Origin of the sequence: Mesorhizobium sp. M0088, from assembly GCF_040322895.1 — a bacterium.
Taxonomy (GTDB): Bacteria; Pseudomonadota; Alphaproteobacteria; order Rhizobiales; family Rhizobiaceae; genus Mesorhizobium.
On record NZ_JAMYUI010000001.1, the window covers coordinates 458,732 to 477,901 of the forward strand.

15 protein-coding genes are annotated in these 19,170 nt (G+C 62.9%); 11 read left to right on the forward strand and 4 right to left on the reverse strand.

Features of this window, described 5'->3' with window-relative positions; translation table 11 throughout:
- Positions 1-12 precede the first annotated feature (12 nt).
- The 4 genes from xdhC to uraH all read right to left on the reverse strand — a co-directional run bounded on the left by xdhC (position 13) and on the right by uraH (position 5,510).
- Entirely contained in the window at positions 13-1,023 is a 1,011-nt protein-coding gene (xdhC, locus tag NKJ67_RS02080) for a xanthine dehydrogenase accessory protein XdhC (RefSeq protein WP_352580335.1), read from the reverse strand.
- Positions 1,024-1,096: 73 nt separating this feature from the next.
- The gene (xdhB, locus tag NKJ67_RS02085; protein WP_502905167.1) at positions 1,097-3,442 is read right to left on the reverse strand and encodes a xanthine dehydrogenase molybdopterin binding subunit; all 2,346 of its coding nucleotides are present in this window, start codon (positions 3,440-3,442) and stop codon (positions 1,097-1,099) included.
- Between the two features lie 208 nt (positions 3,443-3,650).
- Positions 3,651-5,132, reverse strand: coding sequence for a xanthine dehydrogenase small subunit (gene xdhA, locus NKJ67_RS02090; protein ID WP_352580257.1), 1,482 nt, complete (start codon positions 5,130-5,132; stop codon positions 3,651-3,653).
- A gap of 3 nt (positions 5,133-5,135) precedes the next feature.
- A complete protein-coding gene (uraH, locus tag NKJ67_RS02095) occupies positions 5,136-5,510 on the reverse strand; it encodes a hydroxyisourate hydrolase (protein ID WP_352580258.1) in 375 nt (124 codons plus the stop codon).
- 203 nt (positions 5,511-5,713) lie between these two features.
- Here uraH and puuE point away from each other — a divergent pair, with 203 nt between their 5' ends.
- The 11 genes from puuE (at position 5,714) to NKJ67_RS02150 (ending at position 19,069) form a co-directional block, all read left to right on the forward strand.
- Complete coding sequence (gene puuE, locus NKJ67_RS02100; protein WP_352580259.1) at positions 5,714-7,132, forward strand: allantoinase PuuE; 1,419 nt, start codon at positions 5,714-5,716, stop codon at positions 7,130-7,132.
- A 10-nt stretch (positions 7,133-7,142) separates the two neighbouring features.
- Complete coding sequence (locus NKJ67_RS02105; protein ID WP_352580260.1) at positions 7,143-8,006, forward strand: bifunctional allantoicase/(S)-ureidoglycine aminohydrolase; 864 nt, start codon at positions 7,143-7,145, stop codon at positions 8,004-8,006.
- Complete coding sequence (locus NKJ67_RS02110) at positions 8,003-8,494, forward strand: ureidoglycolate lyase (protein WP_352580262.1); 492 nt, start codon at positions 8,003-8,005, stop codon at positions 8,492-8,494. Before NKJ67_RS02105 ends, NKJ67_RS02110 begins: the two co-directional genes overlap by 4 nt.
- 68 nt (positions 8,495-8,562) lie before the next feature.
- Positions 8,563-9,156 (forward strand): nucleoside deaminase, encoded by a 594-nt coding sequence (locus tag NKJ67_RS02115; RefSeq protein WP_352580263.1) that lies wholly within the window; start codon positions 8,563-8,565, stop codon positions 9,154-9,156.
- 82 nt (positions 9,157-9,238) lie between these two features.
- A complete protein-coding gene (locus NKJ67_RS02120) occupies positions 9,239-11,224 on the forward strand; it encodes a CocE/NonD family hydrolase (protein ID WP_256746640.1) in 1,986 nt (661 codons plus the stop codon).
- Positions 11,225-11,378: 154 nt separating this feature from the next.
- A complete protein-coding gene (locus tag NKJ67_RS02125) occupies positions 11,379-12,965 on the forward strand; it encodes an ABC transporter substrate-binding protein (protein ID WP_352580264.1) in 1,587 nt (528 codons plus the stop codon).
- A gap of 16 nt (positions 12,966-12,981) precedes the next feature.
- Positions 12,982-13,941: an ABC transporter permease gene (locus NKJ67_RS02130; protein WP_127289704.1), complete on the forward strand. Its 960-nt coding sequence runs from the start codon at positions 12,982-12,984 to the stop codon at positions 13,939-13,941.
- A 9-nt stretch (positions 13,942-13,950) separates the two neighbouring features.
- Positions 13,951-14,775, forward strand: a complete 825-nt coding sequence (locus NKJ67_RS02135) for an ABC transporter permease (RefSeq protein ID WP_127268157.1) — start codon at positions 13,951-13,953, stop codon at positions 14,773-14,775.
- Complete coding sequence (locus NKJ67_RS02140) at positions 14,775-16,430, forward strand: ABC transporter ATP-binding protein (protein ID WP_352580265.1); 1,656 nt, start codon at positions 14,775-14,777, stop codon at positions 16,428-16,430. Before NKJ67_RS02135 ends, NKJ67_RS02140 begins: the two co-directional genes overlap by 1 nt.
- Positions 16,431-16,541: 111 nt before the next feature.
- A complete protein-coding gene (locus NKJ67_RS02145) occupies positions 16,542-18,131 on the forward strand; it encodes an ABC transporter substrate-binding protein (protein ID WP_352580266.1) in 1,590 nt (529 codons plus the stop codon).
- 98 nt (positions 18,132-18,229) lie between these two features.
- Positions 18,230-19,069, forward strand: a complete 840-nt coding sequence (locus NKJ67_RS02150) for an alkaline phosphatase family protein (RefSeq protein ID WP_127320822.1) — start codon at positions 18,230-18,232, stop codon at positions 19,067-19,069.
- The last annotated feature ends 101 nt before the right edge of the window (positions 19,070-19,170 follow it).

A 19,170-nucleotide genomic window follows, 5' to 3' on the forward strand; every position in this document is an offset into this window, starting at 1 on the left:
CTGTGGCGCAGCCTAGCCTGCCATCACCCTGCCACGCGGAATTTGATGGTCGGCACTTGAGGTTGCGTTGTGACTGACCAGCGCCGTCATGATCTCGGCTGCCGCCAGCGCCGCGATGACCTGCGGGCGCTTGTCCTTGACCGTATCGCCGCCGATCGGCGAGACGAGGCGGGCAAACTCGGCTTCGCTGCCTGCCGCTGATTTCAGGAACCAGTTCCTGAACGTCGCTTTCTTGGTCTTCGAGCCGATCATGCCGACATAGGCGGTGTCGCCGCGTTTCAGCGCTTCGGCGACGATCAGGAAATCCAGCGCATGGTCGTGGGTCAGGATGGCGAAGGCGGCGCCAGCGTGGGCATCGCGCACCATCGCTTCCGGCATAGCTGTCAGTCTGGTCTCGACAGTTTCGGGCATGCCTTCCAATGCTTCGGCCCGGGTCTCGATGACGACGCCGTGCACGGGGAGAAGTGCGATCGCCGACGCCAGCGCCTGGCCGACATGGCCGCCGCCGAAGATGTAGACATGCGGCAAGTGAGCCTCCTCAGCTTCCGCAGCCGCAACCAGATCGGCGGCAAGGGCTGCATCGACGAGCCGGATCAGCACTTCGACGCGCCCGCCGCAGCATTGGCCGATTTCCGGGCCGAGCGGGACGTCCAGGGTAGCGCAGACTTTGTCAACCTCGATGCGGGTTCCCCTCCCCCTCGAGGGGAGGGTGGCGGCGAAGCTGCCGGGTGGGGTCGGATCGACCGGGCTCAACGCCCTGGCGGTGCCTTCTGATAGGACCCCCTCTGTCGGCTTCGCCGACATCTCCCCCTCAAGGGGGGAGAAGAGCATCTGCCTGGCCTTGTCGATTGCCATGTATTCGAGCTGACCGCCGCCGATCGTGCCAAAGATCGCCGCCCGCGAGACGAGCATAAATGCGCCCTTCTCGCGTGGCGTCGAACCTTTTGTGCCAGCCACTTCGACCAGGGCAATCCGGTCGGCGCTGGCAAGGAAGTCTCTCAGGCTTTGCACTTTCGAATTCATCATTCGCATTCCCGTGCGGGAAATATAGGTTTTTTCGGCCCGGATTGCACGCATTGCCGACCTTGCGCCAGACTCAGGCGACGGCCTCTTTCTTCAGCCTCTCGATCGCCATCAGCACGCGCTCCGGTGTGGCGGGGGCATCGAGGCGCGGGCAAATCTTGTTGTCGGCGACACTGGCCACCGCATCCGACAGCGCATGCAGCACCGACATGCCGAGCGGGAACGGCGGCTCGCCGACCGCCTTGGAGCGGTGGATGGTCGGCTCGCCCGCTTCCGGCCAGTCGGCCAAGGTGACGTTGAAGATCTTCGGCCGATCGGAGGCGAGCGGGATCTTGTAGGTCGACGGCGCATGCGTGCGCAGCCGGCCCTTGGCGTCCCACCACAGTTCTTCCGTCGTCAGCCAGCCCATGCCCTGGATGAAGCCACCCTCGATCTGGCCGATGTCGATGGCTCGGTTCAGAGAGCGGCCGCAGTCATGGAGAATATCGGTGCGCTCGACCATGTACTCGCCGGTCAGTGTGTCGACCGAGACTTCCGAACACGACGCGCCATAGGCGAAATAATAGAAGGGACGGCCCTCGCCCTTGTCGCGATTCCAGTGAATTTTCGGCGTCTTGTAGAAACCGGCCGCCGACAGCTGGATGCGGGCCATATAGGCCTGCTTGACGAGGTCGGCGAAGGCGATTTCCTGGTTGCCGATGCGCACCCGGTTGGGCAGGAACAGCACCTGATCGCGCGGCACCTGGTATTTTTCGGCGGCGAAATCGATCAGCCTATCCTTGATCTGACGAGCGCCATTCTGCGCCGCCATGCCGTTGAGATCGGTGCCAGACGATGCTGCCGTGGCCGAGGTGTTCGGCACCTTGCCGGTCGTGGTCGCGGTGATCTTGACCTGGTCGAGGTCGATCTGGAATTCTTCCGCCACCACTTGTGCAACCTTGACATAGAGGCCCTGCCCCATCTCGGTGCCACCATGGTTCAGATGCACCGAACCGTCGGTGTAGACATGCACCAGCGCGCCGGCCTGATTGTAGTGCGTGGCGGTGAACGAAATGCCGAACTTGACCGGCGTCAGTGCCAGGCCGCGCTTGATGAAGCGGCTGTTGGCGTTGAACGCCGATATTTCGCGCCGCCGCCGCGCATAGCTGGCGCTTTGCTCCAGCTCGGCGACGATGCGCTGGATGATGTTGTCCTCGACCGTCTGGTGGTAGGGCGTGATGTTGCGGTCTGATGTGCCGTAGAAATTCTTCTTGCGGATTTCGAGCGGATCCTTGCCGACGGCAAAGGCCACCTCGTCGATGACGCGCTCGGCGCCAACCATGCCTTGCGGGCCACCGAAACCCCGAAACGCGGTGTTCGACACGGTGTTGGTGTAGAGCGGCGCCGACTGGGCATGCACCGCTGGCCAGAAATAGCTGTTGTCGCAGTGGAACAGCGCGCGATCGGTCACCGGGCCGGAAAGGTCCGACGAAAAACCGCAGCGCGCCGCGAACATGAAATCGACGCCGAGGATATTGCCCTCGTCATCGAAGCCGACCTCGTAGTCGACGAGGAAATCATGACGCTTGCCGGTGGCGATCATGTCGTCGTCGCGGTCGGGCCGGATTTTCACGGCGCGATGGTGTTTCTTCGCGGCGATCGCGGCCAATGCGGCAAACTGGTTGCCCTGCGTCTCCTTGCCGCCGAAGCCGCCGCCCATGCGGCGGATTTCCACCGTGATGGCGTTGCTCGGCACGCCGAGCGCGTGGCTGACCATATGCTGGACTTCGCTCGGATGCTGGGTCGAGGAATAGATGGTGACGTCCTGGTCCTCGCCGGGCACTGCCATGGCGATATGGCCTTCAAGGTAGAAGTGTTCCTGGCCACCGATGCGCATTTTTCCTTTTAGCCGGCGCGGCGCCTGACGGATCGCTGTAGCGGCATCGCCGCGCTTCAGCGTGAGAGGCGGCGTGACGAGCTTGTCCTTCTTCGGGTCAAGCGCGCCGATGTCGGTGACGAAGGGCAATTCCCTGTATTCGACCTTGGCCAGTCGCGTCGCGCGACGCGCCTGCTCGCGCGTCTCGGCAATGACGCAGAAGATTGGCTGGCCGTAGAATTGCACCTTGCCGTCGGCCAGCACCGGCTCGTCGTGACGGCCAGTCGGCGAAATATCGTTCTCGCCCGGCACGTCCTTGGCCGTCAGCACGCCGACAACGCCGGGCGCCGTACGCACCGCCGAGAGATCCATGCTGGCGATGGTGGCATGCGTGGCGGTGGAAAGCCCGAGGCAGCCATGCAGCGTGCCGGCCGGTTCCGGCATGTCGTCGATGTAGACGGCGGTGCCGCTGACATGCTTGTGCGCGGAATCGTGGCGCTGATCGGTGGCGACGCCGCCGGCGATCTTTTCAGCCTTGAGGTTAGGGGCAGCATGCTTGTTCATCATGCGCGCCCTTTCCCTTCTCCCCGTTCACGGGGAGAAGGTGGCCCGAAGGGTCGGATGAGGGGCAGCGCCGACGTCGACAGCCTTGCAGACAAAGATCGACGACGGCGCCGCCCCTCATCTGCCTGCCGGCATCTTCTCCCCGTGAACGGGGAGAAGGACGCTACTCGCGACCGTTCGGCTGTTTGTTCACTGGCATTGGTGCTCATCATGCCGCCTCGTTGCGTGACACTTGGAATGGTGCCCGGGTATCCGTGGTCTCGGCGAAGAAGCGCAACAGCAGGTTTTTCGCTGCCAGGGCGCGATACTCGGCCGAGGCCCGCATGTCGGTCAGAGGGGTGAAATCCCTGTCATATTCAGCCATCGCTGCCTCAACCGTCTGTTCGGTCCACGGCTTGCCGAGCAGCGCTTTTTCGACAGAAGACGCCCGCTTCGGCGTCGCCGCCATGCCGCCATAGGCAATGCGCACCTCCGCGACCGTGCCATCGCTGGCCAGCGTCAAGAAGAAGGCGCCGAGGGCTGCGGTAATGTCTTCGTCGCGGCGCTTGGTGATTTTGTGGACCGCGAATTTTGTGCCCTTGGCGGGAACAGGAACGTGCACCGCCTCCACGAATTCGCCCGGCTGCCGGTCCTGCTTGCCATAGGCGATGAAGAAATCCTCCAGCGCGATCGTGCGCTGCTTCTTGCCACGGCGCAGCGTCAGTTGCGCGCCGAGCGCGATCAAGGGCGGCGGCGTGTCGCCGATCGGCGAGCCGTTGGCGATGTTGCCGCCGATGGTGCCCATGTTGCGCACCTGTTCGCCGCCGATGCGATCGAACAACGGCCCCAGCGCCGGGATGCGCTTCACCAATGTCGCGAAGGCATCAGTGTAGGTGACGCCGGCGCCAATCGAAATGACGCCCCTGTCTTCCGAGATGGTGCAAAGTCCGTCGAGATTGCCGATGAAAATGGCCGGCGAAATATCGCGCATGTGCTTGGTGACCCAGAGGCCGACATCGGTCGAGCCGGCGACGATGGTGGCGCCGGGTTCCTTGTCCAGCACGGCGGCGAAATCATCGACATTGGCCGGCACGACCAGCCACGCCTTGGCCGAACCGATCTCGACCCGGGCGCCGTCATGCATGGCCTCGAGCCTCTCGGTGATCGCCTTGCGCTCTACGGCCAGCGGGTCCTTTGCCGCTTTGCCGTAGCTGGAGATGGCATGCGCGGCGCGGATGATCGCCTCGTAGCCGGTGCAGCGGCAGAGATTGCCTTGCAAGGCCTTTTCGATATCCGCGTTCGACGGATTCGATGACTTCATCCACAGGCCATAGAGCGACATGACGAAGCCCGGCGTGCAGAAGCCGCATTGCGAGCCGTGGAAATCGACCATCGCCTGCTGCACCGGGTGCAATTGGCCTGGCCCGCCACGCAGATGCTCGACCGTCACGACGTGTGTGCCGTCGAGCGAGCCGAGGAAGCGGATGCAGGCATTGACGCTTTCATAGACCAGGCCGCCCTCCGAGAGCTTGCCGACCAACACGGTGCAGGCACCGCAGTCGCCCTCGGCGCAACCTTCCTTGGTGCCGCGCAGCGAACGGTCGAGCCGCAGCCAGTCGAGCAGGGTCGCGTCTGATACCACCGACGAAAGCGCCACATCCCTGCCGTTGAGGATGAAGCGGATCTCGTTGCGGATGCTAATTTTGGCCATGCCTCAGCTCCCCCTGTAGGTCGAGTAGCCGTAAGGCGAGACCAGCAGTGGCACATGATAGTGCACAGGCTCGGCCATGCCGAAGCGGATCGGTATCACATCGAGAAAGGCGGGTTTCGGCAGGCTCAATCCCTGCTGGCGCAAATAGTCGCCGGCGGCGAAGACCAGTTCGTATTCGCCGGTGCGGAACTCCGCGCCGGCGAGCAGCGGCTTGTCGCAACGGCCGTCGGCATTGGTAAGAACGGTCTTCAGATGTGTCCGCGCCTTGCCCTCGAGGTGATAAAGCGCGATCGACAGTCCCGCCGCCGGCTTGCCGGTCGCCGTGTCGAGGACATGGGTCGTCAGACGCCCGCCATCGGCATTCGACGTTTCTGCCATTGGCCGCCTCCCATTTCCGGTACGAGCGAATTGGCCCGGTACGATCAAGTATCAACAGTGAATTGTGCGCCAATTAAAGGCGATGCATAAGTCCCGGTCGAGCGGAGTGCGACAAAAACACTTTCAAAAATTTTCGGGGGAATGCGAGAGGCACCCTTTCGATATCCTGATCATACTTCGGGCCATGCCCGGCGGGAGGGACGATGCGTTACAGCAGAGACATGCGCGGCTATGGAGCCAATCCGCCGGACCCCAAATGGCCTGGCGGCGCACATGTCGCCGTGCAGTTCGTCGTCAATTACGAGGAAGGCGGCGAAAACTGCGTGCTGCATGGCGACAAGGCCTCGGAAGCCTTCCTGTCGGAAATCGTCGGCGCGGCACCCTGGGTGGGTCAACGCCACTGGAACATGGAATCCATCTACGAATATGGCGCGCGCGCCGGCTTCTGGCGGCTGCTGCGGCTGTTCACCGAGTCGCAAGTGCCGATCACCTGCTACGGCGTCGCCACCGCGCTCGCCCGCTCGCCGGATCAAGTGACAGCCATGCAGGAAGCCGGCTGGGAGATCGCTTCGCACGGCTTAAGATGGATCGACTACCGCGACCACAGCGCCGAGGACGAGCGCCGCGACCTCGAAGCGGCGATCAAGCTGCATTACGAGGTGACCGGAGAACGCCCGACCGGCTGGTATACTGGCCGCACGTCGATCAACACGGTGCGGATCGTCGCGGAAGAAGGCGGTTTCGTCTACGTGTCGGACACCTATGACGACGAGCTGCCCTACTGGTTCGAGCATGAGGGCGGCGCGCAGCTCATCATTCCCTATACGCTCGATGCCAACGACATGCGCTTCGCTACGCCGCAGGGTTTCAACTCGGGCGACCAGTTCTTTGCCTATTTGAAGGACAGTTTCGATACGCTCTATGCCGAGGGCAAGGCCGGCCGGCCACGCATGATGAACATCGGTCTGCATTGCCGCCTCGTCGGGCGGCCGGGGCGGGTGGCGGCGCTGAAGCGCTTCGTCGACTATGTGAAGTCGCACGACAAGGTCTGGCTGGCGCGGCGCATCGACATCGCCAAGCACTGGCAAGAGGTCAATCCTTATCAACCGGCGGCGCTCAGCCCATCGAAGATGGAATTCGAGACCTTCGTTCATACCTTCGGCGGCGTGTTCGAGCATTCGCCCTGGATCGCCGAACGCGCCTACGAATTGGAACTGGGCCCGGCGCATGACACTTCAGGCGGCCTGCACAATGCGCTTTGCCGCATCTTCCGCTCCGCCAGCGAAACCGAGCGGCTTTCGGTGCTCAACGCCCATCCCGACCTTGCCGGCAAGCTGGCCAAGGCCAAACGGCTGACGGCGGAATCGACCAGGGAACAGGCCTCGGCTGGCCTCGACGCTCTGACCGACAAGGAGCGCGAACTGTTTTCCAAGCTCAACGCCGCCTACGTCACCACCTTCGGCTTCCCCTTCATCATCGCGGTGAAGGGCAAGACGAGGCAAGAAATCCTGGCGGAGTTCGAGGCGCGCATCGGCAACAGCCGCGGCGTCGAATTCGAGACCGCCTGCAAACAGGTCGAGCGCATCGCGCTGCTCCGCCTCAAGGATATGCTTCCGCAATAGGTTTGAACCCATGGATACGATTAGGATGCCCGAGCGAACCTATTACGCACCACATGGCGGCCTCCCCGGCCAGAGCGAGCTTCTGACCGGTCGCGCCGTCTTCACCCAGGCCTATGCCGTCATTCCTCGGGGTGTGATGCAGGATATCGTCACCAGTGCCTTGCCGTTCTGGGACGAGACCCGCGTCTGGATATTGTCGCGACCGCTGTCGGGTTTTGCCGAGACGTTCTCGCAATACATTGTCGAGGTCGCGCCCGGCGGCGGCAGTGACCGGCCGGAACCCGATGCCGGCGCCGAGGGCGCGCTGTTCGTGGTCGAAGGCGAACTGACGGTTCTGCTTGCCGGCAAGAAGCATGTCTTGCGGCCCGGCGGCTTTGCCTTCCTGCCGCCGGCCAGCGGCTGGACGGTTCGCAACGAAAGCAAAGCCGACGTGCGCTTCCACTGGATTCGCAAGGCTTACGAGGCGGTCGACGGTCTCGATGTGCCGGAAGCCTTCTTCGCCAACGAACAGGAGATCGCGCCGACGCCGATGCCCGGCACCGAGGGCCGCTGGGCGACGACGCGTTTCGTCGATCCAGCCGATTTGCGCCACGACATGCACATGACCATCGTCACGCTTGAACCGGGTGCGGTCATTCCCTTCGCCGAGACCCATGTCATGGAGCACGGGCTCTATGTGCTGGAAGGCAAGGCGGTCTATCGCCTCAACCAGGACTGGGTCGAGGTCGAGGCCGGCGACTATATGTGGCTGCGCGCCTTCTGTCCGCAGGCCTGCTATGCCGGCGGCCCGGGCAAATTCCGTTATCTGCTCTACAAGGACGTGAACCGGCACGCCAAGCTCGGCGGCGCCGGTTTCCCTGGGCGGACGCCGTGATGCGGATCATTGCGCGGCCACTGACCCGCGAGAGCTTTGCTCCGTTCGGCGACGTCATCGACATGGGCGGCGACAACCACTACCCGATCAATGGCGGCCGCGCGGAACGCTATCACGATCTGGCGACCGCCGAGGCGACCGGACCGAATGCCCGCGTGCTGATCTCGATGGTGCGCGGCACGCCTTACGAACTGCCGCTGAAGCTGAGCATGGTCGAGCGCCACCCCTTCGGCAGCCAGGCCTTCATCCCGCTGTCGCCGCGTCCATTCCTGGTCGTCGTCTGCCATGATGGCGAGCAAGGGCCTGATGAGCCGCATGCCTTCATCACCGCACCCGGCCAAGGCATCAATTACCGGCGCAATCTCTGGCATGGCGTGCTGACGCCGCTCGGCGAGCCTCAGGATTTCCTGATCGTCGACCGTGGCGGCGACGGCTCCAATCTCGAAGAGTTCCATTTCTCGCACGCCTACGAGATCCATCTCCCTTAATTTTTTTGTGCGTGTCGTTACCCCAAACCCGGGGGCACTTTGGGCGACATGCGGCAGGAGACCCCCTGATGACGGATATTTCGCTGATCGACCGCCTGCTCGACGTTATCGAGCACGACATCGTGCCGAAGACGGCCGACGGCGTCACCCATGGCAACAAGCTGTTCGGCGCCGCGATCCTGCGCAAGGACGACCGGTCGCTGGTGCTGGCCGAAACCAACAACGAGATGGAAAACCCGCTCTGGCACGGCGAGGTGCACTGCCTGAAGCGCTTCTACGAAATGCCCAGGGCTGAACGCGTCGATACGAAAGACGCCATCTTCATCGCCACGCACGAACCCTGCTCGCTCTGCCTGTCGGCGATCACCTGGACCGGCTTCGACAATTTCTACTATCTGTTCAGCCACGAGGATTCGCGCGACAGCTTTGCCATCCCGCACGACCTGAAAATCCTAAAAGAGGTCTTCACCCTCGATCCCGGCGGCTACAATGCCGAGAATGCCTACTGGAAGAGCTTTTCCATACGTCGGTTGGTGCGAACTTTGCCCGAAGCCGAGCGGCAACGGCTGGAAACACGTATCGACGCGATTTCGGCGCGCTACGATGAGTTGTCCGGCGTCTATCAGGCGAATAAGGACGATAACGACATTCCGCTGAATTGACGCGGATTGACCAGCCGAATTCGTTGGCTGGCCCACGACGCGACCCCACCGGCTCCATCATCTGGCGATCCTGGAGCATGCCATGAAAACAGTCACCGAATTTTCCCGCAAGGTCGTCGAATTCCCGGACATGGGGATCGTCATGCCGGACGGCTGCCGGCTCTCGGCGCGGGTGTGGATGCCGGAGGATGCGGGCGACGATCCGGTGCCGGCGATCCTCGAACACCTGCCCTACCGCAAGCGCGACGGCACCATCTTTCGCGATCAGCTGACGCATCCCTATTTCGCCGGCCACGGCTATGCCTCGATCCGCGTCGACATGCGCGGCAATGGCGATTCCGAAGGGCTGATGGACGACGAGTATTCCGAGCAGGAATTGCAGGACGCCTGCGACGTCATCGCCTGGGCGGCAAGCCAGCCCTGGTGCAACGGCAATGTCGGCATGATGGGCATTTCCTGGGGCGGCTTCAACTGCCTGCAGGTGGCGGCCAAGCAGCCGCCGGCGCTGAAAGCCGTGATCAGCCTATGCTCGACCGTCGACCGCTATGCCGACGACATCCACTACAAGGGCGGCTGCCTGCTGATCGAGAACTTCGGCTGGGCCTCGACCATGCTGTCCTACTCGTCGCGGCCACCGGACCCGCTGCTGGCCGGCGACAACAGATGGCGCGATCTGTGGCTGACCCGGCTGGAGAACCAATCCTTCCTGGCGCCGCTGTGGCTGAAACACCAGCACCGTGATGCCTACTGGAAGCGCGGCTCGATCTGCGAGGATTTCTCCGCCGTCAAAGCCGCGGTGCTGTCGATCGGCGGCTGGCATGACGGCTACCGCAACACGGTCTCGCATCTGGCCAGCAACATCGAAGCCCCGGTCAAGGGCATTATCGGGCCATGGATCCACAAATACCCGCACTACGCAGGACCAAAACCCGCCATCGGCTTCCTGCAGGAGGCTCTGCGCTGGTGGGACCGCTGGCTGAAGGGTGTCGACACGGGTGTCGAGTCCGACCCGGCCTACCGCGCCTATGTCATGGACAGCGTGCGCCCAGCGCGCTGGCACCCCGAGCGGCCTGGCCGCTGGGTGGCGGAGCAGGAATGGCCATCGTCCAACATCAAGACGCAGACGGTCGATCTGATCCCCGCAACGGAAAAACCCGCCATCGTTGCCTCGCCGCAAAGCTGCGGCCTGGCCGGCGGCGAGTATTTTCCTTTCACCTTCGGCCCCGAACTGCCTGGCGATCAGCGCCCCGACGATGCCCTGTCGGCGTGTTTCGACCAGCCGGAACTCAGCGAGCCGATCGACATCGTCGGCGCCCCGGAGGTCGAGCTGCAGCTATCCTCTGATCGTCCGCAGGCCAACATCGCGGTCCGGCTTTGCGATGTGCATCCCGACGGCGCCTCGGAGTTGATCTCCTATGGCGTACTCAATCTGACGCACCGCAATTCGCACGAATTTCCGGAGGCGCTGGTGCCGGGTGAAACCGTGTCTGCGCGCGTAGTGCTCGATCAATGCGCCTACCGCGTGCCTGCCGGCCACCACCTGCGCGTTGCCGTTTCGAACGCCTATTGGCCTGCCATCTGGCCGTCGCCGGAGCCGGTCCGTCTGACCTTGTCGGCGGCGACGCTCCGCTTGCCGCTGCGGCCGCTGGCGACAGACGACGAAGCGGCGTTCGCCGAGCCGGAAGGTGCCACTCCCTGGGCAACGGAGACGATCCGCGCCAGCAATTCCGAGCGCCATATCGATCGTGACGAAAAGACGGGAATCGTGACGCTTTCCATCGTTGATGATTTCGGCGAGGTGCGCGATCTCGCTCATGGCCTGGCCAATGGCAGCATCGCCCGCGAGACCTGGACGATCCACCGCGATGATCCGCTGTCGGCCTCGGGGAAGACGCACTGGACGCAGACCCTGTCGCGAAACGGATGGTCGGTACGCACCGAAACGACAGCCGAAATGCGGTCGGACGCGCAAAACTTCATCGTCAGCGCCAGAATCGAGGCCTATGAGGACGAAACGCTCGTCTTCGAGCGCAATTTCGAGGAGAAGGTGCCGCGCGCGCTTCTTTGAGCACCGAGTTCATTGGTCCAATTGCGACGTACGATTTACGCCACGGCATGTCGCATTCGGTCTTGCTTACCGCTTTCCCTTGCGGTCATTATTCTCCTCACAAGAAATAAGAAAAACGACCGCAGAGTCGAACCAACAGAGTGAGGAACTCAAAATGTCGAACGAACTGGAATTTCTTAGCCGGCGTGTCGCGTCGGGCAAACTGAGCCGTCGTGATTTTCTCGGCCGGGCGGCGGCGCTCGGTATCTCCGCGCCCTTCGCCAACTCGCTGCTTTCAAGCGCTGCACGCGCGGCAGGTCCGGTCAAGGGCGGTACACTGAAAGCCGGACTTGTCGGCGGCGAGTCCACCAACAGCCTTGATCCGGCACTGTTCATGACTCAGGTGCCGTTCGCCTTCGGCAAGATGTGGGGCGAATTGATCGTCGAGCTTTCGCCGGAAGGCAAGCTCGAGAACCGCATCGCCGAGGAGATCGGCTCGTCGGACGACGCCAAGGTGTGGACGCTGAAGATCCGCGACGGCGTCGAATTCCACAACGGCAAGACGGTGACCGCCGAGGATGTGGCCGCCACACTTGAGCGCCATTCCGACGAGAAGTCGAAATCCGGCGCGCTCGGCTACATGAAGGGCATCGAGACCATCAAGGCCAGCGGCAAGGAAGTCGTGCTGACCCTGAAGGAAGCCAATGCCGATCTGCCCTATTTGCTCAGCGACTATCACCTGATCGTCCAACCGAATGGCGGCAAGGACAAGGCCGACGCAGGCATCTCGGCCGGTCCTTACAAGGTCACGACCAATGAGCCCGGCGTGCGCCATGGCGGCGAGCGTTTCGCCAATTACTGGCAGGGCGACAAGATGGGCCACGCCGACCAGATCGAGATCATCGTCATCAACGATGCGACGGCGCGCACGGCCGCCCTGCAGGGCGGCCAGGTCAATATGATCAACCGCGTCGAGCCAAAGATCGTCGATCTGATCAAGCGCCTGCCGGGCGTCACCATCCGCAACCACGCGGGTCCCGGCCACTACGTGTTCATCATGCATTGCAACACGGCGCCGTTCGACAACGCCGATTTGCGCATGGCACTGAAGCTGGCCATCGACCGCGAGGAAATGCTGGACAAGATCCTGCGCGGCTACGGCTCGCTCGGCAACGACTTCCCGATCAATGCGTCCTATCCGCTGTTTACCGAGATCGAGCAGCGCAAGTACGATCCCGACAAGGCCAAGTTCCACTTCAAGAAGTCGGGCCATGATGGCGCCGTCCTGCTGCGCACCTCGGACGTCGCTTTCCCGGGCGCCGTCGATGCTTCCCAGCTCTTCCAGCAGAGCGCTGCCAAGGCCGGCATCAAGATCGAGCTCAAGCGTGAGCCCGGCGACGGCTATTGGAACGAGGTCTGGAACAAGCAGCCCTTCTGCGCTTCCTACTGGGGCGGCCGCTCGACCCAGGACCAGATGTACTCCACCGCTTATCTGTCGACCGCCGACTGGAACGACACGCGTTTCAAGCGCCCGGACTTCGACAAAATGGTGCTGGCCGCGCGCGCCGAACTCGACGAGACCAAGCGCAAGCAGATGTACCATGACATGGCTGTCCTGGTACGAGACGAGGGCGGCCTGATCCTGCCGATGTTCAACCAGTTCATCGACGCTACCGGCGCCAAGGTCGGCGGCTGGGTCGATGATCCGCATCAGGAGCTGATGAACGGCTACGCGCTGGCGAAGTGCTGGCTCGAAGCCTGAGCTTGGCCTTGCGGACATGTCCTCACCCATCTTGAAACTGGTGGCCCAGCGCGTTGCGCTGGGCATTCTCCTCTTGTTGGCCGTTTCGGTCCTGATCTTCGCTGGCACCCAGATCCTGCCCGGCGATGTCGCGCAAGCCATTCTCGGACAATCGGCGACACCGGAGTCGCTCGCCAATCTGCGCGAGCAGCTCGGCCTCAACGATCCGGCCTATATCAGGTATTTCCGCTGGCTCGGCGGTGTGCTGACCGGCGATCTCGGCACGGCCATGTCGAGCGGGCAGGATATCGCCACGTCGATCAAGGGACGGCTGTGGAACACGCTGTTTCTCGCCTTCTGGGCGGCGATCGTCGCCGTGCCGTTGGCGATCATTCTCGGCCTGATCGCGGTGCGCTACCGCAATGGCTGGGTCGACAAGCTGATCTCCGGGCTGGCGCTGGCCTCGACCTCCTTTCCCGAGTTCTTCATCGGCTATGTGCTGGTCTATTTCTTCGCCGTGAAATGGCAAATCTTCCCGGGCATCTCGACCGTCTATGACGGCATGCCTTTTGGCGAGCGCATGCAGGCGATCGCTCTGCCGGCGGCCGCGCTGACGCTGGTCGTGCTCGCCCACATGATGCGCATGACACGCGCGGCGATCCTCAACGTCATGCAGTCGGCCTATGTCGAGACGGCGGAACTGAAGGGCCTGTCGGCCTTCAACGTCATCCGCAAGCACGCCTTCCCCAATGCCATCGCGCCGATCATCAACGTCGTCATGCTCAACCTCGCCTACCTGATCGTCGGCGTCGTCGTGGTCGAGGTGATTTTCGTCTATCCGGGCATGGGGCAGTATCTTGTCGACCACGTCACCAAACGCGACGTGCCGGTGGTGCAGGCGGTCGGCCTGATCTTCGCCGCCGTTTATATCAGCCTGAATATCATTGCGGACATAGCGGCGATCGTCGCCAATCCGCGTCTCAGACATCCGAAATAGGGGGCGGATATGCTCGATATCAAACGCATCCCCCTCCCCGCGCTGATCGGGATCGTGCTGACGGCATTGTTCGTGCTGGCGGCGATCTTCGCCCCCTGGATCGCGCCGCACGGCAATGGCGAAATCGTCGGCGACGTCTGGGAACCGATGTCGGCTGCCCATTTGCTGGGCACCGACAATCTCGGCCGCGATCTTCTGTCTCGCATGATCTACGGCGCCCGCATCACTTTGTTCATCGCGGTGCTGGCCACCGCACTGTCATTCTCGCTCGGCGCCATCCTCGGTTTCTCGGCGGCCGTCTTCGGCGGCTGGTTCGACACGCTGCTGTCGCGCCTCGTCGATCTCTTGATGTCTATCCCGACGCTGATCATGGGCCTCGTCGTGCTGTCAGTGCTGCCGACCAATCTGGTGACGCTGATCCTGGTGATGGGCATTCTGGATTCGACCCGCGTCTATCGCCTGTCGCGCGCGGTCGCCGTCGACATCAACGTCATGGACTATGTCGAGGCGGCGAAACTGCGTGGTGAGGGCAGCGGCTGGATCATCTTCCGCGAGATCCTTCCCAACGCATTGTCGCCGCTGGTTTCGGAACTCGGCCTACGCTTCATCTATGCCGTGCTGTTCCTGTCGACGCTGTCGTTCCTCGGCCTTGGCGTGCAGCCACCGGACGCCGACTGGGGCGGCATGGTCAAGGAAAACAAGGATGGCATCGTCTTCGGCATCGCGGCCGCGCTTATCCCGGCGGCGGCGATCGCCCTGTTGGCGATTTCCGTCAACCTGGTTGCCGACTGGGTGCTCAATCGGACGACCAGCCTCAAGGGAGGACGCGGGTGATGGCCGACACCAAAGCGAAATCAGGCCTGCTGCTCGACATCCGCAACCTGCGCATCGAAGCCACCGTCTTCCCGCCCGGCGAGCCGCCAAAGAACATCGTGTTGGTGCACGATGTCTCGCTGACGCTTGAAAAAGGCAAGGTGCTCGGCCTGATCGGCGAGTCCGGCGCCGGCAAGTCGACCATCGGCCTGTCGTCGATGGGCTATGGCCGCGGCGGCGTGCGCATCACCGGCGGCGAGGTGATCCTGAACGGCCGCGACATCCTCAAGGGCGGCAAGGACGGCTTCCGCAAATTACGCGGCCGCGAGGTCTGCTATGTCGCGCAATCGGCGGCAGCCGCCTTCAACCCGGCGCACCGGCTGATGGACCAGGTGGTGGAAGCCACGCTGCTGCACGGTACGGCAACGCGGGCCGAGGCCGAGAAGCGCGCGGTTGCGCTGTTCAAGAAGCTCAGCCTGCCGAACCCTGAAACCATCGGCGAGCGCTTTCCGCACCAGGTTTCGGGTGGCCAGTTGCAGCGCGTGATGACGGCGATGGCGCTGTGCTCCGAGCCGGACCTGATCGTCTTCGACGAGCCGACAACGGCGCTCGACGTGACGACGCAGATCGACGTGCTGGCGGCGATCAAGGATGCCATCCGCGACACCCATGTCGCTGCGCTCTACATCACCCACGACCTTGCCGTCGTCGCCCAGGTCTCAGACGAGATCATGGTGCTGCGCCATGGAAGGCTGGTCGAATGGGGCGGCACAAGGCAGATCATCAAGGAGCCGCGCCAGGAATACACCAATGCGCTGGTCTCGGTGCATGAGATCGAGCATCAGGAGCAGAAACCCGGCACGGCGCCGTTCTTGTCGGTGAAGAACATCACCGCTGCCTATGGCGGCAGCCATATCAAGGTGCTGAAGAACGTCTCGGTCGACATCTATCCGGGACAGACGCTGGCCGTCGTCGGCGAGTCCGGCTCCGGCAAGTCGACGCTGGCGCGTGCCATCACCGGCCTGCTGCCGCCCGAACAGGGCACCGTCACCTTCGACGGGCGCCCGCTGGCAAATCGGCTGGCCGACCGGCCGAAGGAGGATCTGCGCCAGTTGCAGATGATCTACCAGATGGCCGATGTGGCGATGAACCCGCGCCAGACCGTCGGCACCATCATCGGCCGGCCGCTCGAGTTCTATTTCGGCATACGCGGCCGCGAGCGCGACAGGCGCGTCGCCGAACTGCTCGACAAGATCGAGATGGGCAAAGGCTTTTCCGACCGCTATCCGGCCGAGCTTTCCGGCGGCCAGAAACAGCGTGTCTGCATTGCCCGATCGCTTGCCGCCAAGCCGAAGCTGATCATCTGCGACGAGGTGACCTCGGCGCTCGATCCGCTGGTCGCCAACGGCATCCTCAAGCTGCTGCTCGATTTGCAGAAGGAGGAGAACGTCGCCTATCTGTTCATCACGCACGACCTCGCCACGGTGAAGTCGATCGCCGATTCGATCGCGGTGATGTATCGCGGCGAAGTGGTTCGCTACGGCCCCAAGAGCCAGGTGCTGGCGCCGCCCTTCGACGCCTACACCGATCTTCTCCTCTCCTCGGTTCCGGAAATGGAAATCGGCTGGCTGGAGAAGGCGATCAAAGGACGGCGCATGGCCAGCGCTGGCAACTAGAGCGGTTCGCCAGATCAGGGGAGCCGGCGGCCGTCATCCGGATGCAACATTAGAGCGCCACACGTCCTTCGGGACGAGCGCCGCTCGCACGATTTTTTAAAGGGGTAGGACATGAAGACTGAACTCGATTATCTCGCCGAACTCGCCGGTCAAGGCCGGATATCGCGCCGCGCCTTTCTTGGGCGCGCCGCCGCGCTCGGCGTATCGGCGGCCCTGATGCCGGCGCTGGCCGGCAAGGCATTTGCCCAGACGGCGGTGAAGGGCGGTATCATCAAGGCCGGCCTGCAGGGCGGTGAATCCACCAACAGCCTCGATCCGGCGCTGAACCTCAGCCAGGTTACCTTCAGCTTCGGCAAGCTTTGGGGCGAGTATCTCGTGCGCCTCACTCCGGACAACAAGCTGGTCAACCTGATTGCCGAGGAGATTGGCGCCTCGGCCGACGCCAAGACTTGGACAATCAAGATCCGAGACGGCATCGAGTTCCACAATGGCAAGACGGTCGGCGCGGAGGATGTTGCCGCCACCATCGAGCGCCATGCGGACGAGAAGTCCAAGTCCGGAGCACTCGGCATCCTCAAGAACATCAAGGGCGTCAAGGCGAGCGGCAAGGAAGTCATCGTCACGCTCGGCGACGCCGATGCCGACTTCCCTTATCTGATGGCCGACTACCATCTCACCATCCAGCCGAATGGCGGCAAGGACGATCCGAATGCCGGCATCAGCGCCGGTCCCTATAAGGTTAGCGTCAACCAGCCCGGCGTGCGCCATGGCGGCGAGCGCTTCGCCAATTACTGGCTGGGCGACAAGGCCGGCCATGCCGACCAGGTCGAGATCATCGTCATCAATGACGCGACCGCACGGCTTGCCGCCCTGCAGGGCGGCCAGGTGCACATGATCAACCGCGTCGAGCCGAAGGTCGTCGATCTGGTCAAGCGCATCGCAGGCGTTTCCATCGAGAACGTCTCGGGCAAGGGTTACTACCCGTTCAATATGTTCTGCGACACCGCACCCTTCGAAAGCAACGATCTGCGGATGGCGCTGAAGCTTGCCATGGACCGCGACGAGATGCTGGAAAAGATCCTGCGCGGCTATGGCTCGGTGGGTAACGACTTCCCGATCAACGAGGCCTATCCGCTGTTTTCCGCCGACATCGAGCAGCGCAAGTTCGATCCGGACAAGGCGGCGGCAGCCTACAAGAAATCGGGCCACAGCGGCTCGATCGTGCTGCGCACCTCGGACGTCGCCTTCCCGGGCGCCGTCGATGCCGCACAGCTCTATCAGCAGTCCTGCGCCAAAGCCGGCATCAAGATCGAGATCAAGCGCGAGCCCGGCGACGGCTACTGGTCGGAGGTCTGGAACAAGCAGCCCTTCTCGCTCTCCTACTGGGGCGGACGCGCGACGCAGGACCAGATGTATTCCACCGGCTATGTCTCGACCGCCGACTGGAACGACACGCGCTTCAAGCGGCCGGAATTCGACAAGATGCTGTTTACCGCGCGCGGCGAGCTCGACCAGGCCAAGCGCCAGGCGATCTACCACGACATGGCAGTGATGATGCGTGACGAAGGCGGGCTGATCGTGCCCTTCTTCAACCAGTTCATCGACGCGGCCGCCACCAGCAAGATCGGCGGCTATGCCAAGAGCCCTATCGGCGAAATGATGGACGGCTACGCGCTTGCCGAGTGCTGGCTCAACGCTTGAGCGGACTCTGATCCTCCGATTTCATCTATCAAGAACGCCGTGTGCCCAAGACGGCACACGGCGTTCCCGTTTCAACTGCCAACCGCATGGAGCAGCCCGTGGCGCTCAAGTCCAAGCTTCTGCTGATCATCCTCGACGGCGTGCCTTACCGGAACTGGCGCCGGCTGATGGGCAATCTCGAAGGCTGGGTGCAATCGGGCGAGGCGCGCGTCTGGAAGATGCGCTCGGTGCTGCCGTCGACCTCGGCCTGCTGTTATGCGTCGATCCACACCGGGGTCTCACCGCAGGTGCACGGGATTCTCTCCAACGAGAACCGGTTCCGCGTCGAGCAGCCCGATATCTTTTCCGAAGTCAGCAAGGCAGGCGGCAAGACGGGGGCGGTGACGCATTCCTACTGGTCGGAATTCTTCCGCGCCTATCCGTTCGACGTGGTCGAGGACATGGAGTTCGACGAGCCAGGCGGGCCGATCACGCATGGCCGCTTCCACACCATGACCGGTTACAATCTTCGCAACCAGATGACGCCGAGCGATGTCGACCTGTTCGCGACGCTGACGATGCTGACGAAACGCCATGGCATCGACTACGGCATCCTGCACACCTGCACGCTGGACTCGATGGGACACCGCTTCGGCCACGACTGCCACGAGATGGACCATGCCGTCTATGCGATGGACGGGATGCTGGCCGCCTTCCTGCCGCGCTGGATCGAAGCCGGCTATGAGGTGATCGTCACCGCCGATCACGGCCAGACCGATCGTGGCCATCATGGCGGCCATGACGACGAGATGCAGGATTTCGCGCTGTACTATTTTGGACAAGGTAAGGGTCCGCAGGCCGACACGCTGCTCGACCAGCTGCAGCTGGCGCCGACAGTGCTGAGCCGGCTGGGTGTGGCAATACCGGAGACGATGAAGGCTAAATCTTTCTTGGAGTGAGCGGGCGCGCAGAACTCTTCCCTTCCCCCTTGGGGGGAAGGGAAGACCCTGCCTCTGGCAACACTTCCTTACTTCGGTTAGCCTCCGCAAAATTCCTTGGC